Origin of the sequence: Ramlibacter sp. MMS24-I3-19 (genome assembly GCF_050320135.1) — a bacterium.
GTDB lineage: Bacteria > Pseudomonadota > Gammaproteobacteria > Burkholderiales > Burkholderiaceae_C > Ramlibacter.
On record NZ_CP190017.1, the window covers coordinates 4,364,815 to 4,388,871 of the forward strand.

28 protein-coding genes are annotated in these 24,057 nt (G+C 70.1%); 17 read left to right on the forward strand and 11 right to left on the reverse strand.

Annotated elements, in window-relative coordinates; all coding sequences use genetic code 11:
- Positions 1-56 precede the first annotated feature (56 nt).
- Positions 57-548 carry an N-acetyltransferase family protein gene (locus ACPWT1_RS21590; protein WP_427913180.1) on the reverse strand — a complete coding sequence of 164 codons (492 nt, stop codon included), beginning with the start codon at positions 546-548 and terminating at the stop codon, positions 57-59.
- A 135-nt stretch (positions 549-683) separates the two neighbouring features.
- Here ACPWT1_RS21590 and ACPWT1_RS21595 point away from each other — a divergent pair, with 135 nt between their 5' ends.
- Positions 684-932, forward strand: coding sequence for a hypothetical protein (locus tag ACPWT1_RS21595; protein WP_427913181.1), 249 nt, complete (start codon positions 684-686; stop codon positions 930-932).
- Positions 933-958: 26 nt separating this feature from the next.
- On the opposite strand, the gene ACPWT1_RS21600 is transcribed toward ACPWT1_RS21595, so the two are convergent.
- Both ACPWT1_RS21600 and ACPWT1_RS21605 read right to left on the reverse strand, forming a co-directional pair.
- Complete coding sequence (locus ACPWT1_RS21600; protein WP_427913182.1) at positions 959-1,177, reverse strand: CopG family transcriptional regulator; 219 nt, start codon at positions 1,175-1,177, stop codon at positions 959-961.
- 63 nt (positions 1,178-1,240) lie between these two features.
- Positions 1,241-1,426 (reverse strand): ribbon-helix-helix protein, CopG family, encoded by a 186-nt coding sequence (locus tag ACPWT1_RS21605; RefSeq protein ID WP_427913183.1) that lies wholly within the window; start codon positions 1,424-1,426, stop codon positions 1,241-1,243.
- A 138-nt stretch (positions 1,427-1,564) separates the two neighbouring features.
- Here ACPWT1_RS21605 and ACPWT1_RS21610 point away from each other — a divergent pair, with 138 nt between their 5' ends.
- From ACPWT1_RS21610 to ACPWT1_RS21630, 5 genes are all read left to right on the forward strand, one after another.
- The gene (locus ACPWT1_RS21610; RefSeq protein ID WP_427913184.1) at positions 1,565-1,792 is read left to right on the forward strand and encodes a hypothetical protein; all 228 of its coding nucleotides are present in this window, start codon (positions 1,565-1,567) and stop codon (positions 1,790-1,792) included.
- 50 nt (positions 1,793-1,842) lie between these two features.
- Complete coding sequence (locus ACPWT1_RS21615) at positions 1,843-2,616, forward strand: SDR family NAD(P)-dependent oxidoreductase (protein WP_427913185.1); 774 nt, start codon at positions 1,843-1,845, stop codon at positions 2,614-2,616.
- A 68-nt stretch (positions 2,617-2,684) separates the two neighbouring features.
- Positions 2,685-3,914, forward strand: coding sequence for a molybdopterin-dependent oxidoreductase (locus tag ACPWT1_RS21620; RefSeq protein ID WP_427913186.1), 1,230 nt, complete (start codon positions 2,685-2,687; stop codon positions 3,912-3,914).
- 11 nt (positions 3,915-3,925) lie between these two features.
- Complete coding sequence (locus ACPWT1_RS21625) at positions 3,926-4,261, forward strand: cytochrome c (RefSeq protein ID WP_427913187.1); 336 nt, start codon at positions 3,926-3,928, stop codon at positions 4,259-4,261.
- Between the two features lie 36 nt (positions 4,262-4,297).
- Complete coding sequence (locus ACPWT1_RS21630) at positions 4,298-4,957, forward strand: NUDIX hydrolase (protein WP_427913188.1); 660 nt, start codon at positions 4,298-4,300, stop codon at positions 4,955-4,957.
- 10 nt (positions 4,958-4,967) lie between these two features.
- Here the strand turns inward: ACPWT1_RS21630 and ACPWT1_RS21635 are convergent, their stop codons facing one another.
- The 3 genes from ACPWT1_RS21635 to edd are packed head-to-tail and all read right to left on the reverse strand — an operon-like array spanning position 4,968 to position 8,018.
- Complete coding sequence (locus ACPWT1_RS21635; protein WP_427913189.1) at positions 4,968-5,507, reverse strand: 2,4'-dihydroxyacetophenone dioxygenase family protein; 540 nt, start codon at positions 5,505-5,507, stop codon at positions 4,968-4,970.
- 31 nt (positions 5,508-5,538) lie between these two features.
- The gene (eda, locus tag ACPWT1_RS21640) at positions 5,539-6,189 is read right to left on the reverse strand and encodes a bifunctional 4-hydroxy-2-oxoglutarate aldolase/2-dehydro-3-deoxy-phosphogluconate aldolase (RefSeq protein ID WP_427913190.1); all 651 of its coding nucleotides are present in this window, start codon (positions 6,187-6,189) and stop codon (positions 5,539-5,541) included.
- Positions 6,180-8,018, reverse strand: a complete 1,839-nt coding sequence (edd, locus tag ACPWT1_RS21645; RefSeq protein WP_427913191.1) for a phosphogluconate dehydratase — start codon at positions 8,016-8,018, stop codon at positions 6,180-6,182. The genes eda and edd overlap by 10 nt, the downstream gene beginning before the upstream one ends.
- 114 nt (positions 8,019-8,132) lie before the next feature.
- On the opposite strand from edd, the gene ACPWT1_RS21650 reads away from it, so the two are divergent.
- Positions 8,133-8,720 carry a gamma-glutamylcyclotransferase gene (locus ACPWT1_RS21650; protein ID WP_427913192.1) on the forward strand — a complete coding sequence of 196 codons (588 nt, stop codon included), beginning with the start codon at positions 8,133-8,135 and terminating at the stop codon, positions 8,718-8,720.
- A 15-nt stretch (positions 8,721-8,735) separates the two neighbouring features.
- Here the strand turns inward: ACPWT1_RS21650 and ACPWT1_RS21655 are convergent, their stop codons facing one another.
- From ACPWT1_RS21655 to ACPWT1_RS21665, 3 genes are read right to left on the reverse strand one after another with little or no spacing between them, the layout of a single operon-like run.
- Complete coding sequence (locus tag ACPWT1_RS21655; protein ID WP_427913193.1) at positions 8,736-9,290, reverse strand: nucleotidyltransferase family protein; 555 nt, start codon at positions 9,288-9,290, stop codon at positions 8,736-8,738.
- Between the two features lie 23 nt (positions 9,291-9,313).
- A complete protein-coding gene (locus ACPWT1_RS21660; RefSeq protein ID WP_427913194.1) occupies positions 9,314-11,464 on the reverse strand; it encodes a molybdopterin cofactor-binding domain-containing protein in 2,151 nt (716 codons plus the stop codon).
- Positions 11,465-11,477: 13 nt separating this feature from the next.
- Positions 11,478-11,942: a (2Fe-2S)-binding protein gene (locus ACPWT1_RS21665; RefSeq protein ID WP_427913195.1), complete on the reverse strand. Its 465-nt coding sequence runs from the start codon at positions 11,940-11,942 to the stop codon at positions 11,478-11,480.
- A gap of 184 nt (positions 11,943-12,126) precedes the next feature.
- On the opposite strand from ACPWT1_RS21665, the gene pdxH reads away from it, so the two are divergent.
- Both pdxH and ACPWT1_RS21675 read left to right on the forward strand, forming a co-directional pair.
- Positions 12,127-12,774 (forward strand): pyridoxamine 5'-phosphate oxidase, encoded by a 648-nt coding sequence (pdxH, locus tag ACPWT1_RS21670; protein ID WP_427913196.1) that lies wholly within the window; start codon positions 12,127-12,129, stop codon positions 12,772-12,774.
- A 55-nt stretch (positions 12,775-12,829) separates the two neighbouring features.
- Positions 12,830-13,726 carry a ribose-phosphate diphosphokinase gene (locus tag ACPWT1_RS21675; protein WP_427913197.1) on the forward strand — a complete coding sequence of 299 codons (897 nt, stop codon included), beginning with the start codon at positions 12,830-12,832 and terminating at the stop codon, positions 13,724-13,726.
- Here ACPWT1_RS21675 and ACPWT1_RS21680 read toward each other — a convergent pair.
- On the reverse strand, positions 13,711-13,902 hold the full coding sequence (locus tag ACPWT1_RS21680) for a heavy-metal-associated domain-containing protein (protein WP_427913198.1): 192 nt from the start codon (positions 13,900-13,902) through the stop codon (positions 13,711-13,713). The genes ACPWT1_RS21675 and ACPWT1_RS21680 overlap by 16 nt on opposite strands.
- A 128-nt stretch (positions 13,903-14,030) precedes the next feature.
- Between ACPWT1_RS21680 and ACPWT1_RS21685 the strand changes: the two genes are divergently transcribed.
- The 4 genes from ACPWT1_RS21685 (at position 14,031) to ACPWT1_RS21700 (ending at position 17,557) form a co-directional block, all read left to right on the forward strand.
- Complete coding sequence (locus ACPWT1_RS21685; protein WP_427913199.1) at positions 14,031-14,369, forward strand: hypothetical protein; 339 nt, start codon at positions 14,031-14,033, stop codon at positions 14,367-14,369.
- Positions 14,370-14,435: 66 nt separating this feature from the next.
- Positions 14,436-15,836: a hypothetical protein gene (locus ACPWT1_RS21690; protein WP_427913200.1), complete on the forward strand. Its 1,401-nt coding sequence runs from the start codon at positions 14,436-14,438 to the stop codon at positions 15,834-15,836.
- A gap of 12 nt (positions 15,837-15,848) precedes the next feature.
- Positions 15,849-16,760, forward strand: a complete 912-nt coding sequence (locus ACPWT1_RS21695; protein ID WP_427913201.1) for a metal ABC transporter substrate-binding protein — start codon at positions 15,849-15,851, stop codon at positions 16,758-16,760.
- Complete coding sequence (locus ACPWT1_RS21700; RefSeq protein ID WP_427913202.1) at positions 16,757-17,557, forward strand: metal ABC transporter permease; 801 nt, start codon at positions 16,757-16,759, stop codon at positions 17,555-17,557. Before ACPWT1_RS21695 ends, ACPWT1_RS21700 begins: the two co-directional genes overlap by 4 nt.
- On the opposite strand, the gene msrA is transcribed toward ACPWT1_RS21700, so the two are convergent.
- Positions 17,523-18,065 carry a peptide-methionine (S)-S-oxide reductase MsrA gene (gene msrA, locus ACPWT1_RS21705; RefSeq protein ID WP_427913203.1) on the reverse strand — a complete coding sequence of 181 codons (543 nt, stop codon included), beginning with the start codon at positions 18,063-18,065 and terminating at the stop codon, positions 17,523-17,525. The two genes, ACPWT1_RS21700 and msrA, sit on opposite strands and share 35 nt — an antisense overlap.
- A gap of 67 nt (positions 18,066-18,132) precedes the next feature.
- Between msrA and ACPWT1_RS21710 the strand changes: the two genes are divergently transcribed.
- The 4 genes from ACPWT1_RS21710 to ACPWT1_RS21725 all read left to right on the forward strand — a co-directional run bounded on the left by ACPWT1_RS21710 (position 18,133) and on the right by ACPWT1_RS21725 (position 24,034).
- Positions 18,133-18,897: a YdcF family protein gene (locus ACPWT1_RS21710; protein WP_427913204.1), complete on the forward strand. Its 765-nt coding sequence runs from the start codon at positions 18,133-18,135 to the stop codon at positions 18,895-18,897.
- A gap of 89 nt (positions 18,898-18,986) precedes the next feature.
- Complete coding sequence (locus tag ACPWT1_RS21715; RefSeq protein ID WP_427913205.1) at positions 18,987-19,679, forward strand: TetR/AcrR family transcriptional regulator; 693 nt, start codon at positions 18,987-18,989, stop codon at positions 19,677-19,679.
- Entirely contained in the window at positions 19,676-20,821 is a 1,146-nt protein-coding gene (locus ACPWT1_RS21720) for an efflux RND transporter periplasmic adaptor subunit (RefSeq protein WP_427913206.1), read from the forward strand. Before ACPWT1_RS21715 ends, ACPWT1_RS21720 begins: the two co-directional genes overlap by 4 nt.
- Before the next feature lie 12 nt (positions 20,822-20,833).
- Positions 20,834-24,034, forward strand: coding sequence for an efflux RND transporter permease subunit (locus tag ACPWT1_RS21725; protein ID WP_427913207.1), 3,201 nt, complete (start codon positions 20,834-20,836; stop codon positions 24,032-24,034).
- Positions 24,035-24,057: the final 23 nt, after the last annotated feature.

Here is a 24,057-nt window from a genome sequence, read left to right on the forward strand (position 1 = left end):
CTCAGGGCAAACCCTAGGGCACCAAGTCCAGGCAAGCCGCCCCATCCAGGGGCGCGCTAGGCGAAGAAGTCGGCCCCCGGCCGCTCCTCCTCGTAGACCAAGTAGTGGGTGCGCGCCATCCCGAGGGATGCATACGTGGCCTGGGCCCGCTCGTTCGACGTCTCCACGTACAGCCGCAGCCCGCAGACGGTCGCATCTCTTTGCACCATCTCGGTCACATGGCGGTAGAGGGCGCGGAACACGCCGGTGCGCCGCGCCTCCGGCACCACGTACACGCTCTGGATCCACCAGAAATGGCCGTTGCGCCAGTCGCTCCATTCGTAGGTCACCATCAGGCTGCCCACCACGGCGCCGTCGCGTTCGGCCACGAGATAGAAGCCCAGCGCCGGATCGCGCAGCAGCCGCTGCGCGCCTGCGAGCGAGCGCTCGGGCTGCAGGCCGCGGCCCTCGGTCTCGAGCGCCATCGCGCGATTGAAGGCAGCGATCGTCTCGGCGTCGCGCAATTCACCGGGGCGCAGGATCAGGTCTTGGTCGGATGCAACGGGCATGGGAACTTGGGCTTCGAGGCGGGGCCGCGATTGTGCGGGAGGCCGCACACGGATTGTTGCGAGCGGATCTGCCGCCGCGCTTGAATCGGCGATGTTGCGCGCCACCTGAGCGCCTGCTGTCCTGGAGGATGTGTGATGCGACGACTTCTCGTGCTGCTGTGGCGGGTGAGCCGCAGCGACTTGCGGATCCTGTGGCTGGCGTTGCGTTCGCCGGCCCGGCCAGGCTGGCTGCTGCCGGCCACGCTGATGCTCGGGGTGTACGCGCTGTCGCCGTTCAACTTCGCGATTCCACCGCTGGGCCTGGTGGACGACTTCGTCCTGGTTCCGCTGGTGCTGCACTGGCTCGTGGGCAGGTTGCCACCGCGGTTCCACGCCGCGCCCTGAGCCCGCGCCGGGGCGGGCGCCTTGCGTCAGCCGTGGCGTGCGACGCGCTTCGCAGGCGCCGGCTCGCGGCGCGTGGGCGTCGCCGGCCGCACCTTCATCTCGCTGGCCTGCACGTAATCACGGATCAGGTGGCGCAACACCTGCGATGGCGTCATGTCGCCCTCGCGGCACGCACGCTCGAACGCCAGCTTCTTCGACGGGTCGAGAAGGACGGTCAGGCGGGCGGTCTTGAGCTGGATGGCCACGGGCACCTCGGATGTGCGTCCGATTCTAATCGGAGCACGATCTGTCGGACCGGGTGGCGCGCCTCAACCCTGCTTGACGGCGCGGCGCCGGGCCTGCGGCTGCAGCTGCCCGTGCGCCGCCAGATGTGCCTTGATCAACTGCCGCATCATCTGCGACGCGGTGATGTCCTGGGAGGCGCAGAGCTTCTCGAATGCCTGCTTCAGCTCGGGGTCCAGCAGGAAGGTGAAGCGGGCGGGCGGATTGGGCATGGCGTGGAAGGTCAGGGTAATAACATTGTAATGTCCAGCTCAGCCGTCGACTCTGCGAGTTGTGACGCTGCAACGGCCCAGCGCATGGTGCGCCGCGCGCTGCAAGGCGTCCAGCGCCAAGGCACACTCGTGCGCTCCATGGCACTGCGCGTCGACTGCACGCCGGGACACGCCGGCGATCCGGAGCCCTCCGCCCTGTGGTTCGGCGGGCGACGGGTCGGCGTCCTTGCCATCCTGGATCGCTGGTGGGGCACCGGCATGCGCTGGTGGAAGGTGGACACCGCCGAGGGACCCTACGTCGTGCGCCTCGACCAGCGCACCGGCGAATGGGACCTGGCCGCCATTCCGCGCCGCGAGCCGGGCTAGCACCGCCGGCTGCTCCTACACTCGCCGCTTCCACCGCAGGAGGCACCCGCATGGCGCAACGCAAGACCGCCCTCGTCACCGGCTCGGGCACCGGCGTCGGTGCCGCCACCGCGCTGCAGCTGGCCCAGCGCGGCTGGAACGTGGTGATCAACTATTCGCGCAGCGCCGACGAGGCCCAGCAGTCCGCCGCCGCCTGCCGCGACGCCGGTGCCGACGTGCTGCTGCAGCAGGCCGACGTGGCCGACGACGCGCAGTGCCGCGCGCTCGTCGATGCAACCGTGGCCCGCTGGGGCCGCCTCGACGCGTTGGTCAACAACGCGGGCGTGTCGGTGTTCGGCCAGGCGGCCAGCTGGGATGCACTCGATGCCACGGCATTCCAGAAGATCCTGGGCGTGAACACCGTCGGCACCTTCCAGATGGTCCGTGCCGCGGTGCCGCACCTGCAGGCGGTGCAGGGCTGCATCGTCAACGTCTCCTCCGTCGCAGGCTCGCTGGGCATCGGCTCGTCGGTGCCCTACATCGCCTCCAAGGGCGCGCTGAACGCCATGACGCTGCACCTGGCCCGCGCGCTCGCGCCGGACATTCGCGTGAATGCCGTCTGCCCGGGGCTCATCACCTCGCGCTGGTTCTCGCGCGGCATGGGCGAGGCGGCCTACGACAAGGTGCGCGCCGCCTACGAGGCCGACGTGCCGCTGGGCCGCGCCTGCACGCCGGAGGACGTGGCAGAGGCCATCGTGTGGCTGGTCGACGGCGCGCGCACCGTCACCGGTGAACTGCTGCTCCTCGACAGCGGCACGCACCTGGGCCGCGCGGCGCGACGCTGAACCGGGTTATCCCGAGCCCGCGCCGGTCACCGCGCGCCGACACTGGCCGCTTTCCTCCGGAGGTGCCCATGCCCGATTCGCGCTCCATCGACGGCTTCCGGCGGCGCCTGGTGGCAGCGGCGGGCCTCTCGGCCGCCGGCGCGGGTCTCATCCCGGCCCGCGCCCTGGCGCAGTCCGCGACGGTGGACCTGCCGATGGCCAACGGCCGCCGCAGCCTGGTGGCCTTCCCCGAGAAGCGGCCGCTCATCGTGCTGACCACGCGCCCGCCACAGCTGGAGACGCCGTTCGATGTCTTCGACCAGGGGCCGATCACGCCCAACGACGCGTTCTTCGTGCGCTACCACAACGCCGGCATCCCGACCACCATCGACGGCGACCGGCACACCATCGCGATCGGGGGCAACGCCTGCGCCAAGCCATTCACGCTGACCATGCAGGAGCTGCGCACGCAGTTCAGCCCGGTGGAGCTGGTGGCGGTCAACCAGTGTTCGGGCAACAGCCGGGGGCTGTTCAACCCGCGCGTCACCGGCGGCCAGCTCGCCAACGGCGCGATGGGCAACGCGCGCTGGACCGGCGTGCCGCTGAAGGACGTGCTCGCGCGGGCCGAGCTCAAGCCATCCGCGAAGCAGGTCACCTTCGACGGGCTCGACCAGGGCGTGTTCGGCGGCGGCGACTTCGTCAAGGCGCTCGAGGTGCGTCATGCGATGGATGGCGAGGTGATGCTCGCGTACCAGATGAACGGGACGGACCTGCCCGTGCTCAACGGCTTCCCGGTGCGGCTGGTCGTCCCCGGCTACTACGGCACCTATTGGGTCAAGCACCTGTCGGCCATCAACGTGATCGACACCACCTTCGATGGCTTCTGGATGAACCCGGCGTACCGCGTGCCGGACAACGACTGCGCGTGCATCGAGCCGGGCACCACGCCGGCCGCCACGCGGCCCATCGGCCGCTTCACGGTGCGCTCCTTCATCACGTCGGTCGCCGACGGTGCGCAGGTGCGGGCAGGCCAGCCGCTCGCGGTGCGGGGCATCGCCTTCGACGGCGGGCAGGGCATCCGGGAGGTGGCCTGGTCTGCCGACGGCGGGCAGACCTGGCGCGAAGCGACGCTGGGGCAGGACCTGGGGCGCTACTCGTTCCGTGAATTCACGTTCGGCCTGGTGCCCCCGCCGGGCATGCACGACCTGCGCGTGCGCGCCTGGAACCGCTCGGGGCAGAGCCAGCCGATGCAGGCTCTGTGGCAGCCGGCGGGCTACATGCGCAACGTCGTCGAGTCGGTCAGGATCACTGCCGCGTGAAGGAGCCCGCCATGCGCATCCACACACTGGTCCGGGTCGGACTGCTGGTCGCCTCGCTCGCAGCGGGCGGCGCGTCGCACGCGGTCGTCAAGACCATCGTCCTGCCGCCCGACCCCGTGCAGCTCAAGCCGAGCGCCCTCCCCGGCTACGCCAAGGCGCAGGCCCAGTGCGTCGCCTGCCATTCGGCCGAATACATGCAGTACCAGCCGCCCACGGCCGGGCGCCCGTACTGGGACGCCATGGTCAAGCGCATGAAGGCGGTCTTCCGGGCGCCGGTCAACGAGGCCGACATGCCGGACATCGTCGACTACCTGGCCAAGACCTACGGCAACGAGCAGCCGAAGTAGACAGCCCGCGCGGCATCGCCCTGCAACAATGGGCCGATGCTGCTGGACACTGCGCTGCGCGAAACCGTCGCCCGCCAACTCGCCCGCTGGCCCGTGCAGCGCGCGGTCCATGGCGAGCACCGCCATGCAGCCGTCGCGGTGGCCCTGTGCGAGGAAGGCACCGGCGCGCAACTCGCCGGTGTCGCGACGCCCGGCGAGTGGAGCGGCCAGGCCGCGCTGATCCTCACGCGGCGTGCGAAGACGCTGGGCAACCATCCCGGCCAATGGGCCCTGCCCGGCGGCCGCGTGGATGACGGCGAGTCACCACAGCAGGCCGCGCTTCGCGAACTGGCCGAGGAAGTCGGGCTGCTGCTGCCCTCCGACGCGGTGCTCGGCCTGCTGGACGACTACGCCACGCATTCGGGCTTCGTGATCACGCCGGTGGTCGTCTGGGCCGGCGAGGCCAGACAGCTGGCGCCCAACGCCGCCGAGGTCGCGAGCATCCACCGCATTCCGGTGTCCGAGTTCATGCGCGCCGATGCGCCGCTACTCGAGGCCTCGGAGGATCCGGCACGGCCCGTGCTGCGCATGCCGGTCGGCGACGGCTGGATCGCGGCACCCACGGCGGCGGTGCTGTACCAATTCCGCGAGGTGTGCATCGCGGGACGCGACACGCGCGTGGCGCACTTCGAGCAGCCGCTGTTCGCGCGGCGCTAGCGGAAGCGGATCAGCGCACCATGCGATCCAGCTCGGCCTGGTCGAGCCGCTGTTCCTCGTAGTGCTCGCGCGCCCGCTGCAGCTTGGTGAACACGTCCTCGTAGCCCGTGATGCGGTCACCGTCGAAGTACACGTAGCCGGCCGTGACGTGGAACCAGGTGACCATCTCCGGCACGTCGTCGGGCACCACCAGCGTGTGGGTCTCGCCCGGAGCCTCCATGACGAAGGAGTTCTCGGTCGCCACCCAGTCATGCTCCAGGTAGAACCAGCGACCCTTGATCACGTGCGCATGCACGGCGCCGAAGTGCCGATGGCAGGACAGGACGCCCGACTTGCGCACGCGCAGCAGGTTGACGTAGTAGCCCTGGGTCACGCCGAAACACAGCGGCAGGAACGCCACGTTGTCGGCCTGCGGCACCCAGCGCTGCTCGGGCACGGCGGAGATGTCCTGCAGGAAGACCTCCGGCCGGGCATCGGGCGGCAACGGCTGGCGCGCCGGCTGCACGCCGCCCGGATTGGAGAAGTTGCGGGAGAGATTGGGAACGGTCATGGCGCAAGGCTAACGCAGGCGAGACCTGCGCTCAGGGCTTGCGCAGTGCCGCTGCCTCGCGCGCGAGGGCGGTGATGCGCTCCCAGTCGCCGGCCTTCACGGCATCCGCCGGCGTGAGCCACGACCCGCCGACGCACACCACGTTGGGCAACGCCAGGTACTCGCGCGCATTCGCGGCGCTCACGCCGCCCGTGGGACAGAACCGCACGTCATGGAACGGGCCGTGGAAAGCCTTGAGCATGGCCGTGCCGCCGGCCTGCTGGGCCGGGAAGAACTTCAGCTCGGTGTAGCCGCCTTCCAGCGCGGCCATGACCTCGCTGCCGGTGGCCACGCCGGGCAGCAACGGCAATCCGCGATCGCTGCAGGCCTCGCCGACCGCGCGCGTGTAGCCCGGGCTGACGGCGAACCTCGCGCCGGCCTTGGCCGCGGCCTGCACGTCGGCCGCACTGCGCACCGTGCCGGCACCCGCGACGGCGCCGGGCACCTCGTTCGCGATGGCCTCGATGCACGCGAGCGCTGCGGGCGTGCGCAGCGTGACCTCCAGCATCCGGATGCCGCCCGCGACCAGCGCACGCGCCAATGGCACGGCGTGCCGCACGTCCTCGAGCACGATCACCGGAATGACCGCCGCATCGCGCATCACGTCCAGCGACGTGAGCTGCGCCCCCTGTTTCACTGCCATGTGACGGCTCCCTCCTCTGCCTCGGCCGCATTGCGGCGGAAGGCCGCGAACAGCTCGCGGCCCAGACCCATGCCATCGCTCTCGCGCTGCGCCGCGGGCATGCGCGCCGGCTCGCGCCGGATCCACTGGTCGTGCGGCACCAGCGCCTGCAGTCGACCCTCGACGGCGTCGAGGCGCACCACGTCGCCGTCCTGCAGCAGCGCGAGCGGTCCACCGGCCGCCGCTTCGGGCGACACGTGAATCGCGGCCGGCACCTTGCCCGACGCACCGCTCATGCGCCCGTCCGTGACCAGCGCCACGCGGTAGCCCTTGCCCTGCAGCACCGACAGCGACGGCGTCAGCTTGTGCAGCTCCGGCATGCCGTTGGCCTGCGGCCCCTGCCAGCGCACCACGCACACCAGGCCATTGGCGCCGTTGGTGCGGCAGGCCTCCTCCAGCTCGCCCGCCTGGAACGCCCTCTGCAGCGCCTCCTGGGTGTCGAAGATCCGCGCCGGCGCCTCGATCACGTGGCGGTCGTCGGGCACGGCCGACACCTTGATCACGCTGCGGCCGAGGTTGCCCGTCAGCAGCTTCAGGCCGCCCGTTCGGCTGAACGGCTCGGAAGCCGGCCGCACCACGCCGGAGTCCTTCGAGGCCCCGATCGGCGTCCAGTGCAGCCCGCCCTCGAACGTGGGCAGCCGCGTGTACTCGCGCAAGCCGCCCTCGCGCACCGTGAGCACGTCCTCGTGCATCAGCCCCGCATCGAGCAGCTCCCGGATGACGAAACCCGGGCCGCCCGCGGCCTGGAACTGGTTCACGTCGGCCTGCCCGTTCGGATACACGCGGGCCAGCAGCGGCACCACCGACGACAGCTCGGCGAAATCGTCCCAATCGATGGTGATGCCGGCCGAGCGCGCGACCGCCACCCAGTGGATCAGGTGGTTGGTCGAGCCGCCCGTGGCCAGCAGCGCCGCCATCGCGTTGACGATGCAGCGCTCATCGACCTGGCGGCCGATCGGCGTGAAGCGCCGCGCCTTGACGTTGCCCAGCAGCGTGCGCACAGCTTCCCGCGTGAGCTCCGCGCGCAGTTCGTTGCCCGGATTGATGAAGGCCGCGCCCGGCACGTGCAGGCCCATCGCCTCCATCAGCATCTGGTTGCTGTTGGCCGTTCCGTAGAAAGTGCAGGTGCCCGGCGAGTGGTAGGCCTTCTCCTCGGCCTCCAGCAGCTCGGCACGGCCGACCTTGCCCTGCGCCGCCAGCTCGCGCACCTTGGCCTTCTCGCTGTTCGACAGCCCGCTGGGCATCGGCCCGCCAGGGACGAACACGGTGGGCAGGTGGCCGAAGTGCAGCGCACCGATCAGCAGGCCCGGGACGATCTTGTCGCAGATGCCCAGCATCAGCGCGCCATCGAACACGTCGTGGCTCAGCGAGACGGCGGTGGCCATCGCGATCACATCGCGCGAGAACAGCGACAGGTCCATCGCCGGCGTGCCCTGGGTGACGCCGTCGCACATCGCGGGCACGCCGCCGGCCACCTGGGCCATGGCACCGTTCCGCTGCGCCTCGTCCTTGATCACGTCGGGATAGCGCGCGTACGGCGCATGGGCCGACAGCATGTCGTTGTAGGCATTGACGATGGCCAGGTTGGGCACCCGTTCGGCCACCACCTTGAACTTGTCGCTGGCGGGCAGCGCGGCGAATGCATGGGCCACATTGGCACATCCGAGCCGGTCGCTGCCGCGGTCGCGCGCCGCCATCTGGTCGACCAGCTGCAGGTAGCGGCTGCGGCCCGATGCACTGCGCTCGCGGATGCGGTCGGTGACGCGGGCCACCACGGAATTCAGGGGCATGGTGTTGCTGCGAAACGATGGGAATCGGGCATCCTACCCGGACGCGATGGCTGCGCTGGTGGCGCGGTCACGACCCGTGACGAGTGCCGGCCTTCGCGCCGCTACAGTTCATCCATGGACATGCCCCTCAAGCCCCTGCGCGATCCCGCAGCGATGCTGGAGAAGGCGTTCATCGAATGGGGCGGGCACCAGGACCTCTGGGTGTTCGGCTATGGCTCGCTGATCTGGCGCCCGGAGTTCGACTACGCCGAGCGCCGCCCGGCCAAGGTGCAGGGCTGGCACCGCGCACTGAAGATGTGGAGCCGCATCAACCGCGGCACGCCCGAGTGCCCCGGCCTCGTGTTCGGCCTGCTCTCGGGCGGCAGCTGCCACGGCATGGCATTCCGCATTCCCAGGGCCGAGGGCGCGGAGGTCCTCACCCGCCTGTGGGCGCGCGAGATGGCGATGGCCGTGTACGACCCGCGCTGGCTCACCTGCCAGACGCCGCACGGCAACGTCCAGGCGCTCGCCTTCACGCTCTCGCGCAAGAGCCCCAACCACACCGGCGTGCTCAGCGAGGAGCAGTACCGCCGCATCTTCAGCGATGCCTGCGGCAAGTACGGCACCACGCTCGACTACGCGGCGCGCACGCTGGAGGAACTGACGCGGCACAACATCCGCGATCGGCACCTCGAGCGGCTGCTGAAGATCGCGCGCGGCTGAGGAAGCCTGCGCCGCTCAGCGCGGCCCGCGCAACCAGCGTTCGGCGTCCGCCAAGGCGTCGACGGTGTCGATATCGACCACGATGCCGCGGTCCGCGACCGGCAGTTCCATCACCGGATGGGCGCGCACCACCGAAGCCGCGCCCTTGGGCCCCGTCAATGCAGCGAGTTCTCCGCCGCAGGCCGCAGAAAAGCCAACGGGGTGGCCGCGCTGGTTTTCGAATGTCGGCACGACGACCTCGTGCGTGGCCAATGCCTGCGCCACGAGCTGCAAGGTCTCCGGCCGCACCAGCGGCAGGTCGCCGGGCAGCACCAGCCAGCCCGCCGCGTCGCGCGTGGCACGCACGCCGGCCGCGATGGAATCGCCCATGCCCGGATGCCCCGCATCCTCGACATGCCAGCGCAGGCCGCTGGCACGAACGGCCTCGATGGTGTGCGTGAGCACCGGCTTGCCGTCCAGCAGGGCCTGCAGCTTGGAGCCGCTGCCGCCCGACGCGATGAAGCGCTCGCCCCGGCCCGAGGCGAGCACCAGCACCACGACATCCCCGCCCCTGGAGTTGGCCGGCGTCATGGTGCGGTGCTGCCCGGCTGCCGTCAGGCCGCGGCGGTGCGGATCGCGTCGGCCGTCATCGGCAGCTTGCGCAGCCGCTTGCCGGTGAGCGCGGCCACCGCATTGGCGATCGCGGGCACGACCACCGCTGTCGCGGGTTCGCCGATGCCGCCGGGCTTGTGGGTGCTGTCGACCAGCACGATGTCGATGCGCGGCGCCTGGTGCATGCGCACCACCGGGAACTGGTGGAAGTTGGTCTGCTGCACGCGCCCCTTCTCCAGCGTGATCTCCTGCATCAGCGCCGGTCCCATGCCGAACACGATGCCGGACTGGATCTGGGCTTCCACCGTGTCGGGGTTGACCATCCGGCCGAGGTCGGCAGCGACCGTGACGCGGTGCACCTGCACGGCGCCGTCCTTGTCGAGGCTGATCTCCGCGACCTGCGCCATGTAGGTGTCGTAGCCCTCCATCAGCGCGATGCCGCGCGCGCGGCCCGCGGGCAGCGGCTTGCCCCAGCCGGCCTTGTCGGCGGCCAGCCTCAGCACGTTGGCGAAGCGCGGCTTGTCGGCCACCAGCGCCATGCGGTACGCGTACGGGTCCTGGCCCGCTTCCTTCGCCAGTTCGTCGACGAAGCTTTCGTTCGCGAAGGCATTGAGCAGGTGGCTGACCGAGCGCCAGTAACCCACACGCAGGCCGGCATCGTGCTTGACCACGTCGTGCCGGAACGCGGGGATGCTGTAGGGCGCCAGGGCTGCCTCGGTCATCAGCGGATCCTGCACCTCGGCGGGCAGCCCGAACACGCGGCCGGTGATGGACTGCGAGGTCAGGCGGAACGTCATGGCGGTGGGCTTGCCGTCCGGTCCCAGCGCGGCGGCGAGGTTGTGCACCGCCATCGGCCGGTAGAAGTCGTGCGTCATGTCGTCCTCGCGCGACCAGACCAGCTTGACGGGCTTGTTCACCGCCTTCGAGATCTGCGCCGCCTGGACGATGAAGTCGCCGTCGATGCGCCGGCCGAAGCCGCCGCCCAGGAACGTGGTCTGCAGCGAGACGTCTTCCGGCTTGATGCCCAGCGCCTTGGCCACCGAACCCTGCGCGCCGTCTTGCCATTGCGTCGGGCCGATCAGCATCACCTTGCCGTCCTTCCACGACGCGGTGAAGTTCATCGGCTCCATCGGCGAGTGCGACAGCAGCTGGCTGACGTACTCGCGGCGCACCACGCGCTGCGAAGCGTTGATCACGGCGTCGGGATCGCCCGCCGACTTCAGCGGCAGCGGCTTGCCGCTCTTCGCGGCGGCGCGGATGCCTTCCACCATCGACGCGTTGTCGATGGCGGCGCCGGGGCCATCGTCCCACTGGATGGACAGCGCCTTGCGGGCCTGGTTGGCGCGCCACCAGCTGTCGGCCACGACGGCCACGCCGTCGGGGATCTGCACCACGTCGATGACGCCCGGCATCCCCTTGGCCTTGCCCGCGTCGAAGCTCTTGACGGTGCCGCCGATCACGGGCGACTGCTCCAGCGCGGCGTACACCATGCCGGGCAGCTTGACGTCGATGCCGAACTGCGCGGTGCCGTTCGTCTTGGCGGGCGTGTCGAGCCGGCGCGTGCGCTTGCCGACGATGCGGAAGTCCTTCGGGTCCTTCAGGGCCGGCTTCTCGGGCACCGGCATGGTGGACGCGGCCGCGGCGAGTTCGCCGAACGTCGCCTTGCGTCCGCCCGGCCCGGTGACGAAGCCATTCCCCGGCTTGACCTTGCTGCGATCCACGTTCCAGCGCGCGGCGGCGGCGGAGACGAGCATCTCGCGCACCTGGGCACCGGCGACGCGCAGCTTGTCCCAGCCGTCGCGCACCGAGGTGGAACCGCCCGTGAGCTGCGGGCCGCCCAGCAGCGCATTGCCGTAGGCCTTGGTGTCCGGCGGCGCGATGGCCACGCGGACCTTCTGCAGGTCGACACCGAGCTCCTCGGCGATGAGCATCGGCATCGAGGTATAGACACCCTGGCCCATCTCGGAGCGGGCGGAAATCAGGGTGATCGTGTTGTCGTCGGCGATGTGCACCCACGCATTCGGCGTGTGCATGGTGCCGGCCGCGTGCGCCGGCAGCAGGCCGGGCACGGACACGCCCAGCAGCAGCCCGCCGGAAGCGACGGCGGCGGTCTTGAGGAAGTCGCGGCGCGAGGTGTCGGTGGAGATGGTCATGGCGTTCCTCCGGTCAGGCGTTGCGCAGCATGCTGGCGGCGTCCTTGATGGCCGCCTTGATGCGCCCGTAGGTGCCGCAGCGGCAGATGTTGCCGCTCATGGCCGCGTCGATGTCGGCATCGCTCGGGTTCTTGTTGCTGGCCAGCAGGGCCGCGGCGCTCATCAGCTGGCCGGACTGGCAGTAGCCGCACTGCGGCACGTCGTGCTTGATCCAGGCAACCTGCAGCGGATGCGTGTTGTTCGCCGGCAGGCTCTCGATGGTGCTCACCCGCTGGCCCTGCACCGACGACAGGGGCGTCTGGCACGAACGGATCGCGTTGCCGTTCAGGTGAACGGTGCAGGCGCCGCACAGGGCCTGGCCGCAGCCGAACTTGGTGCCGGTCAGGCCCAGCTCGTCCCGGATCACCCACAGCAGCGGGGTGTCCGGTTCGGCGGTGGCCGACACGGCCTTGCCATTGAGGTTGAAGTCGACAGCCATTGGTTCTCCTTGATGTCGTGGTTCGTTCGGGGGACGCGACCGGCCAGATGCACCCGGATGCCCCGCCGCTGTCGAGCCTAGGGCGCGTGCGCCAAAAACTCAGCGGGTTAACCCTGAGCCATTGCAGAAGTTCTCAGCTTGAGACCGGACCCGTGGCCGCGAGCCCGCTGCGACAATCCGCGCGATGAGCACCACGTCCAGCCGGATCGCCGACCTGCGCAAGAGCTACGAGCGTGCCGAACTGAGCGAGGAAGCGAGCCACGCCGACCCGCTGCGGCAGTTCGACCAGTGGCTCACCGAGGCCATCGCCGCCGAGGTCCCCGAGCCGAACGCGATGACGCTGGCCACCGTGGCGAGCGACCTGCGGCCCAGCACGCGCATCGTGCTCGTCAAGGGCTACGACGAGCGCGGCATCGTCTGGTACACCAACTACGACAGCCGCAAGGGCCGCGAGCTGGCCGGCAATCCGTTCGCCGCGCTGCAGTTCCACTGGGTCGAGCTCGAGCGCGTGGTGCGCATCGAGGGCCGCGTCGAGAAGACCAGCGCCGCCGAGAGTGACGCCTACTTCGCCGGCCGCCCGCTCGACTCGCGCATCGGCGCCTGGGCCAGCCCGCAGAGCGAGGTGATCACCGGCCGCTCGGTGCTGGTGGCCAACGCTGCGAAGTACAGCGCCCAGTTCCTGCTGAACCCGCCGCGTCCGCCGCACTGGGGCGGCTATCGCCTGGTGCCGCACGAATGGCAGTTCTGGCAGGGCCGCAAGAGCCGGCTGCACGACCGGCTGCGCTACACGGCGCAAGGCACGGGATGGGTGCGCGAGAGGCTGGCGCCGTGAGACGCCGGGCCGCTCCCAAGTCGAACACCGCAGTGCACAGCACGGAGGTTGCCGAATGAGCGTGGTGGTGTTGCCGCTGCCGGGCGCTGAAGCGCAGGCTGCCTCGCTCGCCCAGTTGCTCGACGCAACCGCCGGCTCCCTGGAATTCCGCCGCTTCCCAGACGGCGAGTCGTACTACCGCATCGCGTCGGACGTCAGCGACTGCGACGTGGTCGTGGTCGGCGCGCTGCGCGATCCCGATCCGCTGGCCCTGGGCCTCTGGTACGTGGCCGACACGGCGCGCGAAATGGGCGCCCGCCGCATCGGCCTCGTCGCGCCCTACCTGCCCTACATGCGGCAGGACGCGCGCTTCCGCGACGGCGAGGCGGTCACCTCTCGCAGCTTCGGCCGCTTCGTCTCGCAGGCGTTCGACTGGCTGGTGACGGTGGACCCGCACCTGCACCGCTACCCGACGCTGGACATCGTCTACAGCATCCCCTCCGTGGTGGTGCCCAGCGCGCCGGCGATCGCGCGCTGGTTGCAGGCCAACGTGACGCGACCCGTCGTGATCGGACCCGACAGCGAGAGCGAGCAATGGGCCGGCGACGTCGCGCGGCGCGTGGGCTGCCCGTCGCAGGTGCTCACGAAGACGCGCCTGGGCGATCGGCACGTCGAGATCAGCCTCCCCGAGCCGGGACTGGCCGAAGGCCGGCAGCCGGTGCTGGTGGACGACATCATCTCCAGCGGCCACACCATGGCCGAGGCGGTGCGGCACGTGCGATCGGCTTTCGGTGCCGCGCCGCTTTGCGTCGGCGTCCATGCCCTGTTCGCGCCGGAGGCGCGGCGGCTGCTGCTGGACGCCGGTGCCAGCCAGGTGCTCACCTGCAACACCGTGCCGGACGCGAGCAACGCGGTGGACGTGCTGCCCGACATCGCAGCGGCCGTGCGGCCGCTGCTTCAGGCCGGCGCGTAGCCCGCTTCGGCCAGCGCGTCGGCGAACTTCTCGCGCGGCTGCGCCGACTCCACGCGCGCCTCCTTGCGCGCCAGATCGACCTCGACACGCGCCTGCGGATCGACTTCCTTCGCCGCTTCGGTCACGGCCTGGACGCAATGGCCGCAGCTCATCGCGGGCAGCTTGAATTCATGCATGGGAACCTCTCCTGTCTTGAACGGTGTGCATGGTCCACCTTGCCATCGCGGGAAGGTCAAGTCTCCCGCGTCGTCAGCCTTGCCGGCGCGGGACCATGCACTTGCGAGCTACGATAACCGCCCTCGCCATGCTCCGCAGCACGCTGCTCCACGTCGCCCGCCGCCACCTACGGTGGCTGCTGTGCTTCGCATTGCTGCTGCCCGTCGCGCAATGGGCCAGCGCAGCCCATGCGCTCACGCATGCGGCGGATGCCGCAGGCCGCTCGGAGCCAGCGAATCACCTGCAGCATTGCCCTGTGTGTCCCATCGCGGCCGCCGTCGCCACCGGCGGCGCGCCAAGCGGCCCCGCGGGCTGGCTGGCGGCGCTCGATGGCAGCGGCGCGTCGCCCGACGCCCCGCTCGCGCCCGATGCGCCTGCGGCTCCGCGTCGTCCCACGAGCCGCGGCCCTCCAGCGTCCTTCGCCTGACCGTTACATCGGCTCCGCGCGCAACCGCGTGCGGGGCGTCATCGACGTTTCGAGCAAGGAGCTTCCATGCCATTTCCGTTCCGTGCCGGGCTGGCCCTGCTGGCCGCGGTGCCCTGCCTGGCGTTCGCCGACGACGCCGCGGACCTGAAGGCGTTGCGCGACGAGATCGCCACGCTGCGCAGCAGCTATGAACAGCGCCTGCAGGCCCTCGAGGCGCGGCTGCAGGCCGCGGAGGCCAAGGCCGCCGCGCCCGCGCCGGGCGTGCAGCCAGCTCCGGCGCAGGCTGCGTTGCCCGCGCCGCCGATGCCGGTGGGCAGCGCGGCACCCGGCACCGCCACTGCAGGCACCGGCTTCAACCCGGCGGTCTCGCTGATCCTCTCGGGCCTGTACACGCGCACCTCGCGCGATCCGCAAGGCTTTCGCATCCGCAACGTGCCGCTGCCGCCCGACGCCGAGATCGGCCCGGGCCCGCGCGGCTTCAGCCTGGTCCAGTCCGAGCTCGGCCTCTCGGCCAACATCGATCCCTGGTTCAGCGGTGTCGCCAACATCGCCTTCCATCCGGACAACTCGGTGTCGGTCGAGGAGGCCTACGTGCAGACCACCTCGCTGGGCAGCGGCTTTACGCTGAAGGCCGGCCGCTTCCTCTCGGGCATCGGCTACCTCAACCCGCAGCATCCGCACACCTGGGACTTCGTCGATGCACCGCTCGCGTACCAGGCGATGCTGGGCAACCAGGTCGGCGACGACGGCGTGCAGGTGGCGTGGCTCGCGCCCACCGACCAGTTCTTCGAACTGCGCGGCGAGCTCGGCCGCGGCCGGTCCTATCCCGGCAACGGCGCCGGCGGCAATGGCGCCGGCTCCGGCGCGCTGATCGCGCACACCGGCGGCGACATCGGCGAGAGCCAGAGCTGGCGCGCCGGCCTGTCGCTGCTGCGCGCACGGGCGTCGGACCAGGCGCTGGATGCGCTCGATGCGGCAGGGACACCAGTCACCAACGCGTTCACCGGCACCACGCGCGTGTGGATCGCCGATGGCGTGTGGAAGTGGGCCCCCAATGGCAATGCCACGCGCACCAACTTCAAGCTGCAGGGCGAATACCTGCGGGGAACGCGCGAGGGCACGCTGGTGGCCGACGCCACGGGCGCCGCACTCGCCGGTGCTTACCGCGCCGTGCAGAGCGGCTGGTACCTGCAGGGCATCTACCAGTTCATGCCGCGCTGGCGCGTGGGCCTGCGCACCGAGCGGATGGATGGCGGCCTGCCCACGTTCGGCGGCAGCACCGCCTCCCTCGCGCCCGACGAAGGCGTCGCGCGCCGCAACAGCCTGATGCTGGACTGGAGCCCGAGCGAGTTCTCGCGCGTGCGGCTGCAACTCGCGCGCGACGCGTCGCGCCCTGGCGGCCCGGACAACCAGCTCTGGCTGCAATACCTCATGAGCCTCGGTGCGCACGGCGCACACAGCTTCTGACAGGAATCACTCATGTCCATTCGCAAACTTCTCCTCGTCGCCGCGCTGTCGTTCGCGGCCAGCGTTCCCGCGCAAGCGGCCCTGCGTGTCTTCGCCTGCGAGCCCGAATGGGGCGCGCTGGCGAAAGAGCTCGGCGGCAATCTCGTCGACGTCACGGTCGCAACCACCGCCGGGCAGGACCCGCACCAGATCCAGGCCCGACCCAGCCTGATCGCGCGCATGCGCAATGCCGACCTCGTTGCGTGCACCGGTGCCGAGCTGGAGATCGGCTGGCTGCCGGTGCTGCTGCAGCAATCCGGCAACGCGAAGATCCAGCCGGGGCAGCCCGGCAACTTCGCGGCCGCCGACCAGGTGCGCAAGCTGGAAGTGCCAACCACGCTCGATCGCGCCGCGGGCGACGTGCACGCCGCTGGCAATCCGCACATCCAGCTCGATCCGCGCAACATCGCCACCGTCGCGCCGGCGCTGGCTGCGCGCCTGCAGCAGCTCGATGCGGCGCACGGCGCGGAGTACGCGCAACGCTCGGCGGCCTTCACCCAGAAGTGGCAGCAGGCCATCGCGCGCTGGTCGACGCAGGCCGCGCCGCTTCGCGGGCTGCCGGTGGTGTCGCAGCACAAGGCCTATGCGTACCTGTACGACTGGCTGGGGCTGAAGGAAGTCGCGGTGCTCGAGCCCAAGCCCGGCGTGGAGCCGAGCGCCTCGCACCTGCAGGAAGTGCTGTCGCAGCTGAAGGCGACGCCGGCGCGGATGGTGCTGTACTCGTCCTACCAGGACAGCCGGCCTTCGGAATGGCTGGGGCGCAACGCCGGCATCCCGGTCGTGATGATCCCGTTCACCGTCGGCGGCAGCGACAAGGCTGGCGACCTGAACGGCCTGTTCGACGACATCGTCGGACGCCTGCTCGCGGCGGCGGCGCAGAAATGAGCTGGCACGCCCTCGACTGGACCATCCTCTGGCCGGCGCTGGTCGCCGGCCTGCTGGTGCTCCTCACGCACGTGCCGCTGGGCATGGACGTGCTCGATCGCGGCATCGTGTTCGTCGACCTCGCGATCGCGCAGGTGGCGGGCCTGGGCGTGATCCTGGCGCATGGCATGGGCATCGCCGAGCAAGGCTGGGGCGTGCAGCTCGCGGCCGTGACGTCCGCGCTCCTGGGCGCCGCGCTCCTCACCTGGACCGAGCGCCAGGCGGCGCAGCAGCACGAAGCCTTCATCGGCGTGCTGTTCGTGCTGGCCTCCAGCGTCGGCATCCTGGCGCTGGCCCGCAACCCGCATGGCGGCGAGCACCTGCAGGACCTGCTGGTGGGACAGATCCTGTGGGTCACGCCGCCGCAACTGGGCGTGCTCGCAGCAGTGACCGCGCTGCTGATGTTCTGGATGTGGGCCGGCGGCATGCGGCGGTTCGGCCGCTTCGGCTTCTACGGCGTGTTCGCCGTGGCCGTCACCGCGTCCGTGCAGCTGGTGGGCGTGTACCTGGTGTTCTCCAGCCTGATCGTGCCGGCTCTCGCGACGTCGGCGGTGCGTCCGCGCGGGCGCCGCATCGGCATCGCGCTGGCGCTGGGGGCCGTGAGCTATGCCGTCGGGCTGGCGCTGTCGGCGCTGTTCGACCTGCCTTCCGGCGCGGTCGTGGTCTGCACGATGGCCGTGCTGGGCCTGCTGGTGCGACGCTTCGCCGGACGGCAGGCGGTGGTCAGCCCTTCGACAGCGACGCGAACGTCTTCCTGAACTTGGCGACCTTGGGCGCGGCCACCGCCATGCAGTAGCCCTGGGTCGGGTTCTTGGCGAAGAAGTCCTGGTGGTACTCCTCGGCCGGGAAGTAGCTGCGCAGCGGCTGCACCTCGGTGACGATGGCCTTGCCGCCATACGTCTTGTCGTTGCCGAGCTCGCGCACGATGGCTTCGGCCTCGCGCTTCTGCTCGTCGGTCGTGTAGTAGATGCCGCTGCGGTACTGCGTGCCCACGTCGTTGCCTTGCCGGTTGAGCGTGGTGGGATCGTGGATCACGAAGAAGATCTCCAGGACCTGCCGCGTGCTGATCTGCGCCGGGTCGTAGGTGAGCTTCACCACTTCGTTGTGGCCCGTGCGGCCGGTGCACACCTGCTCGTAGCTGGGGTTGTCCAGCGTGCCGTTGGCATAGCCGGATTCGACATCGGTCACGCCGCGCACGTTGACGTAGACGGCTTCGGTGCACCAGAAGCAGCCGCCCCCCAGCACGATGGTCTGCAGTTCGCCCATGTTCGCTCCGCAAATCCGCCACTGTAGTCCCGCAGGTGGGCTCGACAGCGCTGGTTAGCATCGGACCATGTTGCCTGGCGTGTTGAAGCCGATCCTCTCCTCGCTGGCGTTGCCGCCCGCGATCCTGCTGATCCTCATCGGCCTTGGACTGGCGCTGGTCGTCTTGCGCCGGCGGATGGCGGGCGTGGTGCTGGCGGGCATCGGCACCTGCATGCTCTGGCTCCTCAGCTGCCACTGGGTGGCGACCGCACTCGCCGCGGCGTTGCTGCCGCAGGTTCCCGCTGTCACTCCCGAGCGGCTGGCGGGCGTGCAGGCGATCGTCGTGCTGGGAGGCGGCGTGCTGCGCGACGCGCCGGAGTACGGCGCGCCGCAGCCGAATTCCTACTCGGCGGCGCGACTGCGTTATGCAGCCTGGCTGGCGCGCCGCACCGGCAAGCCGCTGGCCTTCTCGGGCGGGGTCGGATGGGCGTCCGTGCGCGGCAGCATCCCGCCGGAAGACGAGGCCGCCCGCTGGCTGCTCGCGCAGGACTACGGGCTCGTGCCGCGCTGGGTGGACGCAGCCTCGCGCGACACGCACGAGAACGCGCAGCGCATGCGGGACCTGCTGGGCCGGGACGGTGTCCGGCGCATCGCGCTGGTCACGCACAGCTGGCACATGCCGCGGGCCGCCGACGAATTCGAACAGGCCGGGTTCCAGGTGGTCCCCGCGCCCACCGGCTTGCCGTCGCCCCAGGTGCGCCCGCTGCTCGAGTGGATGCCGTCCACCGATGGATTGACGCTCTCCCGCCTTGTGATCCGCGAAGCCGTTGCGCGCCTCGTCCAGCCCGGATGAGCGCCGCGTGCGCCGGCACCGGCCTTGACGTACGTCCCTCTGCGCCGCTACATTACTAACCAGTCAGTCATTAACCATCCACGCCCTCGATGTCGCTGTCCAGACTCATCGTCGGCAAGTCCCCCACGACCGAAGTGCAGACGGGCCGGCGCGAGCGGCGCAAGGAAGCCCGCCCGGGCCAGTTGCTCGACGCGGCGCTCGACCTGTTCGTGGAAAAGGGCTTTGCCGCCACCCGCTCGGAAGAAGTCGCCGCCCGCGCCGGCGTCTCCAAGGGCACCCTCTTCCTGTACTTCCCGACCAAGGAGGAGCTGTTCAAGGCCGTCGTGCGCGAGAACATCTCGGGCCGTTTCGCGGAGTGGAACAAGGAGTTCGACGCCTTCCAGGGCTCGTCGGCCGACATGGTGCGCCACTGCATGCGTGCTTGGCTGGAGCGCATAGCGCTGACGCGGGCTTCGGGCATCACCAAGCTGATGATCAGCGAGGCGCGCAATTTCCCCGAGCTGGCCGCCTTCTACCAGCAGGAGGTGATCCAGCCGGCGTCGGCGCTGATCCGCCGCATCCTCCAGCGTGGCGTGGACAGCGGCGAGTTCCGTCCGCTGGACATCGAGATCAGCACCTACTCGCTGGTGGCGCCGATGGTGTTCCTGATCATGATGAAGCACTCGCTGGGCGCCTGCTCGCCGCAGGACTACGTGCTCGATCCGGAGCGCTACGTCGACGTGCAGGTGGAGAACCTGCTCTCCGGCCTGTGCGCCCGCAGCACCCGGGAGGCGAAGCGATGACCCGCCGCCGCACCTGGATCGTCGTGGCGGTCGTGCTGCTTCTCGTGGCACTCATGGCAGGCCGCGTGGTGACGACGCGCAAGGCGCGCGGAGCGGCGCAGTCCACCGCCAAGGCCGAGGCTGTCGTGGAACTGGCCACGACCGACGTGTTGCGCGCCGCCAAGCGCGAACTCACCACCGGCGTGCCGGTCTCGGGCTCGCTGCGCGCGGTCAATAGCGCGGTGGTCAAGGCGCGCGTGGCCGGCGAACTGCAGGGACTCACCGTTCGCGAGGGTGACGTGGTCACCGCCGGCCAGGTCATCGCACGCATCGACCCGACCGAATCGCAGTCGCGGCTGCGCCAGGCGCAGCAGCAGGCCGAATCGGCCAGGGCGCAGATCGACATCGCCCAGCGGCAGTGGGAGAACAACAAGGCGCTGGTCGACCAGGGCTTCATCTCGAAGTCCGCGCTGGACACCTCGCTGAACAACCTGAACGCGGCCAAGGCCACGCACCAGGCTGCAGTCGCAGCCGCCGACGTGGCGCGCAAGACGGTGGACGACACCGTGCTGCGCGCGCCGATCGCCGGCGTGGTGTCCCAGCGCCTCGCGCAGCCAGGCGAACGCGTGTCCATCGACAGCAAGGTGGTCGAGATCGTGGACCTCGGCCGGCTCGAGCTGGAGGCCACGCTGAGCGCGGCCGATTCGGTGCAGGTGCGCGTGGGCCAGCAAGCGCAGCTGCAGGTGGAGGGGCTGCCCAAGCCCGTGTCCGCCCGCGTCGTGCGCATCAACCCGAGTGCCCAGGCAGGCAGCCGCAGCGTGCTGGCCTACCTGGCACTGTCCGATGCCGCCGGCTTGCGACAGGGCCTGTTCGCGCAGGGGCAGCTGGCCACCGGCAGCGGGACGGCCGTCGCCGTGCCGCTGAACGCCGTGCGCACCGACAAGCCCGCGCCGTACGTGCAGGTGGTTGAAGACGGCAAGGTCGTGCACAAGCCCGTGACGCCCGGCGCCCGCGGCGACGCCGACGCGGAGACCTGGGTCGGCGTCGATGGCATCGCCGAAGGCGCCACGGTGATCCGCGGCAACGTGGGCACGCTGCGCGAAGGCACGCCGGTCCGCTTCACCGGCACCGCATCCGGGCCGAGCTCGGCCCGCAGCTTCTGACCGGCACACCCGATGTGGTTCACCCGCGTCAGCCTGAAGAACCCGGTCTTCGCCACCATGGTGATGCTGGCCCTCGTCGTGCTGGGCCTGTTCTCGCTGCAGCGCCTGAACGTCGACCAGTTCCCCAACATCGACTTCCCGGTGGTCGTGGTGCAGACCGACTATCCCGGCGCGTCGCCCGAAGTGGTCGAGAGCGAGGTCACCAAGAAGGTCGAGGAAGGCGTCAACTCCATCGCCGGCATCGACTCGCTCACCTCGCGCAGCTACCAGGGCCAGTCGATCGTCATCATCCAGTTCCAGCTGCAGATCGACGGCCGCAAGGCGGCCGATGACGTGCGCGAGAAGGTGGCCGCGATCCGGCCGTCGTTCCGCACCGAGGTCAAGGAACCGCGCGTGCTGCGCTTCGACCCGTCCAGCCGCGCCATCTGGTCGCTGGCGGTGTTGCCGGACGCGAAGGCCGCGAAGCCGATGTCGGCCGTGGAGCTCACCAACTGGGCCGACCAGGTGCTCAAGAAGCGGCTGGAGAACGTGCGTGGCGTCGGTGCGGTGACGCTGGTGGGCGGCAGCAAGCGCGAGATCAACGTCTACCTGGATCCGCAGGCGATGGAATCGCTGGGCGTCACCGCCGACCAGGTGGCCAGCGCCGTGCGCAACGAGAGCCAGGACCTGCCCGTGGGCGCGGTGCGTTCGCTGACCCAGGAGCGGGTGGTGCAGATCGATGCCCGCATGCAGCGGCCCGAGGACTTCGGCCGGATCATCGTCGCGCGGCGCAACGGGTCGCCGGTGCGCGTGGACCAGGTCGCGCGCGTGGTCGACGGCCCGCAGGAGATCGAGAGCCTCGCCCTCTACAACGGGCAGCGCACCTTGCTGCTGGCGGTGCAGAAGGCGCAGGACGAGAACACCATCGCGGTCATCGACGGCCTGAAGAGCACCGTGGCCGAGATGCAGCCGCAGCTGCCGGCCGGCGTGCGCCTGGAGCCGATCCAGGATGGCTCGCGGCCGATCCGGGTGGCGGTGGAGAACGTGCGGCACACGCTGGTTGAAGGTGCGGCGCTCACCGTCCTCATCGTGTTCCTGTTCCTGAACTCGTGGCGCTCAACCGTCATCACCGGCCTGACGCTGCCGATCGCGCTGATCGGCACCTTCCTCGTGATGTACTGGTTCGGCTTCACCGTGAACATGGTGACGCTGATGGCGCTGTCGCTGTGCGTAGGCCTGCTGATCGACGATGCCATCGTGGTGCGCGAGAACATCGTGCGCCACGTGCAGATGGGCAAGTCGCCCTACCAGGCCTCGCTGGACGGCACGCAGGAGATCGGCCTGGCCGTGCTGGCCACGACGTTCTCCATCGTCGCGGTGTTCCTGCCGATCGGTTTCATGCAGGGCATCATCGGCAAGTTCTTCCACGAGTTCGGCATCACCATCGTCGCGGCGGTGATGATCTCGATGTTCGTGAGCTTCACGCTCGACCCGATGCTGTCGTCGGTGTGGCACGACCCCGAGATCGAGGCGCATGGCAAGCCGCGCGGCCGCGCCACCTTCTACGACCGCACCATCGGCCGCGTCACCGGCTGGTTCGACGCCACGACCGAACGCCTGGCCGAGGGTTACCAGTCGCTGCTGCGCTGGTCGCTGGCCCACAAGCTGGCCACCGTGTTCATCGCCATCGGCATCTTCGTCCTGAGCGTTGTGATGGTCCCGCTGCTCGGCACCGAGTTCGTGCCGAAGGCGGACTTCTCCGAAACCACGGTCAACTTCTACACGCCGGTGGGCTCGTCGCTGGAGGCGACCGAAGCCAAGGCGAAGCAGGTCGAGACCATCATCCGCGAGTTCCCCGAGGTGCGGTACACGCTGTCGACCATCAACACCGGCAACGCCATCGGCAAGATGTACGCGTCGGTGTACGTGCGCCTGGTCGATCGCAAGGATCGCGTGCGCAATGTCGACGAGATGTCGGACGTGCTGCGCCGCCGCCTGCAGCAGGTGCCGGGCATCACCGTCACGCACGTCGGCCTGCTCGACGCGGTCGGCGGCAACAAGCAGGTGGAGTTCTCGCTGCAGGGCCCCGACCAGAAGGAACTGGAACGGCTGGCCCGGCTCGTGATGGACCGCATCCGCAACATCCCCGGCCTGGTGGATCTCGACTCGAGCGTCAAGCCCGACCAGCCCACCGTGGAGGTGCAGTTGCGGCGCAATGTGGCCAGCGACCTCGGGCTCTCGGTCGGCCAGGTCGGCGCGGCGCTGCGCACCCTGGTCGCCGGCGACACCGTCGCGACGTGGCGTGCGCCCGACGACCAGACCTACGACGTCAACGTGCGCCTCTCGCCTGAGGCGCGCGTGTCGCCGCAGCAGCTGGACCGCGTGCCGTTCGCGACCGGGACCAATGCGGACGGCAGCATGCGCGTCGTCCGCCTGAACCAGGTGGCCGACGTGCGCGAGGGCACCGGCCCCAACCAGATCAACCGCCGCGACCTCACGCGCGAGGTGGCGATCAACGCCAACACCTCCGGGCGAGCATCCGGCGAGGTGTCGGCGGAGATCAGGAAGCAGGTGGAGTCGATCGGGCTGCCCCCGGGCTACCGCTGGCAGTTCAGCGGCTCGGCCAAGAACATGGCCGAGTCATTCGGCTATGCGGTCTCCGCGCTCGCGATGGCGGTGATCTTCATCTACATGATCCTGGCCAGCCAGTTCAAGAGCTTCCTGCAGCCGCTGGCGCTGATGACGGCGCTGCCGCTCACGCTGATCGGCGTGGTGCTGGCGCTGATGGCGTTCGGCTCCACGCTGTCGATGTTCTCCATCATCGGCATCGTGATGCTCATGGGCCTGGTGACCAAGAACGCCATCCTGCTGGTGGACTTCGCGATCCGCGCCCGCGAGGACGGCATGGAGCGCGCCGAGGCGCTGCTGCTGGCCGCGCGCGTGCGGCTGCGCCCGATCCTGATGACGACGCTGGCGATGATCTTCGGCATGGTGCCGCTGGCGTTCGCCATCAGCGAGGGTTCGGAGCAGCGCGCCCCCATGGGACAGGCGGTGATCGGCGGCGTGATCACCTCGTCCCTCCTCACCCTTGTGGTGGTGCCGGTGGTGTATTGCTACCTGGACGACCTGGCGGCCTGGGCGCGGCGCAAGTGGCGCCGCGAGCCCGTGCGCAGTTCGGCGGGCGGCGGTTCGGCGCAGCCCGTGGCAGCTTCTAAAATCGACCGGTTGACCTAGTCCCAGTCCCCAGTACCTAGCCC

What these genes read in the sequence shown, in the direction of transcription:
- ACPWT1_RS21635 (WP_427913189.1), bottom strand. Translation starts at nt 5,507, where the DNA reads ATGACCGTTCCCAATCTCTCCCGCAACTTCTCCAATCCGGGCGGCGTG.
- ACPWT1_RS21590 (WP_427913180.1), bottom strand. Translation starts at nt 548, where the DNA reads ATGCCCGTTGCATCCGACCAAGACCTGATCCTGCGCCCCGGTGAATTG.
- ACPWT1_RS21625 (WP_427913187.1), top strand. Translation starts at nt 3,926, where the DNA reads ATGCGCATCCACACACTGGTCCGGGTCGGACTGCTGGTCGCCTCGCTC.
- ACPWT1_RS21700 (WP_427913202.1), top strand. Translation starts at nt 16,757, where the DNA reads ATGAGCTGGCACGCCCTCGACTGGACCATCCTCTGGCCGGCGCTGGTC.
- ACPWT1_RS21685 (WP_427913199.1), top strand. Translation starts at nt 14,031, where the DNA reads ATGCTCCGCAGCACGCTGCTCCACGTCGCCCGCCGCCACCTACGGTGG.
- eda (WP_427913190.1), bottom strand. Translation starts at nt 6,189, where the DNA reads ATGGCAGTGAAACAGGGGGCGCAGCTCACGTCGCTGGACGTGATGCGC.
- ACPWT1_RS21725 (WP_427913207.1), top strand. Translation starts at nt 20,834, where the DNA reads ATGTGGTTCACCCGCGTCAGCCTGAAGAACCCGGTCTTCGCCACCATG.
- pdxH (WP_427913196.1), top strand. Translation starts at nt 12,127, where the DNA reads ATGAGCACCACGTCCAGCCGGATCGCCGACCTGCGCAAGAGCTACGAG.
- ACPWT1_RS21605 (WP_427913183.1), bottom strand. Translation starts at nt 1,426, where the DNA reads ATGCCCAATCCGCCCGCCCGCTTCACCTTCCTGCTGGACCCCGAGCTG.
- ACPWT1_RS21675 (WP_427913197.1), top strand. Translation starts at nt 12,830, where the DNA reads ATGAGCGTGGTGGTGTTGCCGCTGCCGGGCGCTGAAGCGCAGGCTGCC.
- ACPWT1_RS21695 (WP_427913201.1), top strand. Translation starts at nt 15,849, where the DNA reads ATGTCCATTCGCAAACTTCTCCTCGTCGCCGCGCTGTCGTTCGCGGCC.
- ACPWT1_RS21665 (WP_427913195.1), bottom strand. Translation starts at nt 11,942, where the DNA reads ATGGCTGTCGACTTCAACCTCAATGGCAAGGCCGTGTCGGCCACCGCC.
- ACPWT1_RS21620 (WP_427913186.1), top strand. Translation starts at nt 2,685, where the DNA reads ATGCCCGATTCGCGCTCCATCGACGGCTTCCGGCGGCGCCTGGTGGCA.
- ACPWT1_RS21715 (WP_427913205.1), top strand. Translation starts at nt 18,987, where the DNA reads ATGTCGCTGTCCAGACTCATCGTCGGCAAGTCCCCCACGACCGAAGTG.
- ACPWT1_RS21655 (WP_427913193.1), bottom strand. Translation starts at nt 9,290, where the DNA reads ATGACGCCGGCCAACTCCAGGGGCGGGGATGTCGTGGTGCTGGTGCTC.
- ACPWT1_RS21610 (WP_427913184.1), top strand. Translation starts at nt 1,565, where the DNA reads ATGGCACTGCGCGTCGACTGCACGCCGGGACACGCCGGCGATCCGGAG.
- ACPWT1_RS21630 (WP_427913188.1), top strand. Translation starts at nt 4,298, where the DNA reads ATGCTGCTGGACACTGCGCTGCGCGAAACCGTCGCCCGCCAACTCGCC.
- msrA (WP_427913203.1), bottom strand. Translation starts at nt 18,065, where the DNA reads ATGGGCGAACTGCAGACCATCGTGCTGGGGGGCGGCTGCTTCTGGTGC.
- ACPWT1_RS21690 (WP_427913200.1), top strand. Translation starts at nt 14,436, where the DNA reads ATGCCATTTCCGTTCCGTGCCGGGCTGGCCCTGCTGGCCGCGGTGCCC.
- ACPWT1_RS21720 (WP_427913206.1), top strand. Translation starts at nt 19,676, where the DNA reads ATGACCCGCCGCCGCACCTGGATCGTCGTGGCGGTCGTGCTGCTTCTC.
- ACPWT1_RS21615 (WP_427913185.1), top strand. Translation starts at nt 1,843, where the DNA reads ATGGCGCAACGCAAGACCGCCCTCGTCACCGGCTCGGGCACCGGCGTC.
- ACPWT1_RS21660 (WP_427913194.1), bottom strand. Translation starts at nt 11,464, where the DNA reads ATGACCATCTCCACCGACACCTCGCGCCGCGACTTCCTCAAGACCGCC.
- ACPWT1_RS21710 (WP_427913204.1), top strand. Translation starts at nt 18,133, where the DNA reads ATGTTGCCTGGCGTGTTGAAGCCGATCCTCTCCTCGCTGGCGTTGCCG.
- ACPWT1_RS21650 (WP_427913192.1), top strand. Translation starts at nt 8,133, where the DNA reads ATGGACATGCCCCTCAAGCCCCTGCGCGATCCCGCAGCGATGCTGGAG.
- ACPWT1_RS21680 (WP_427913198.1), bottom strand. Translation starts at nt 13,902, where the DNA reads ATGCATGAATTCAAGCTGCCCGCGATGAGCTGCGGCCATTGCGTCCAG.
- ACPWT1_RS21595 (WP_427913181.1), top strand. Translation starts at nt 684, where the DNA reads ATGCGACGACTTCTCGTGCTGCTGTGGCGGGTGAGCCGCAGCGACTTG.
- edd (WP_427913191.1), bottom strand. Translation starts at nt 8,018, where the DNA reads ATGCCCCTGAATTCCGTGGTGGCCCGCGTCACCGACCGCATCCGCGAG.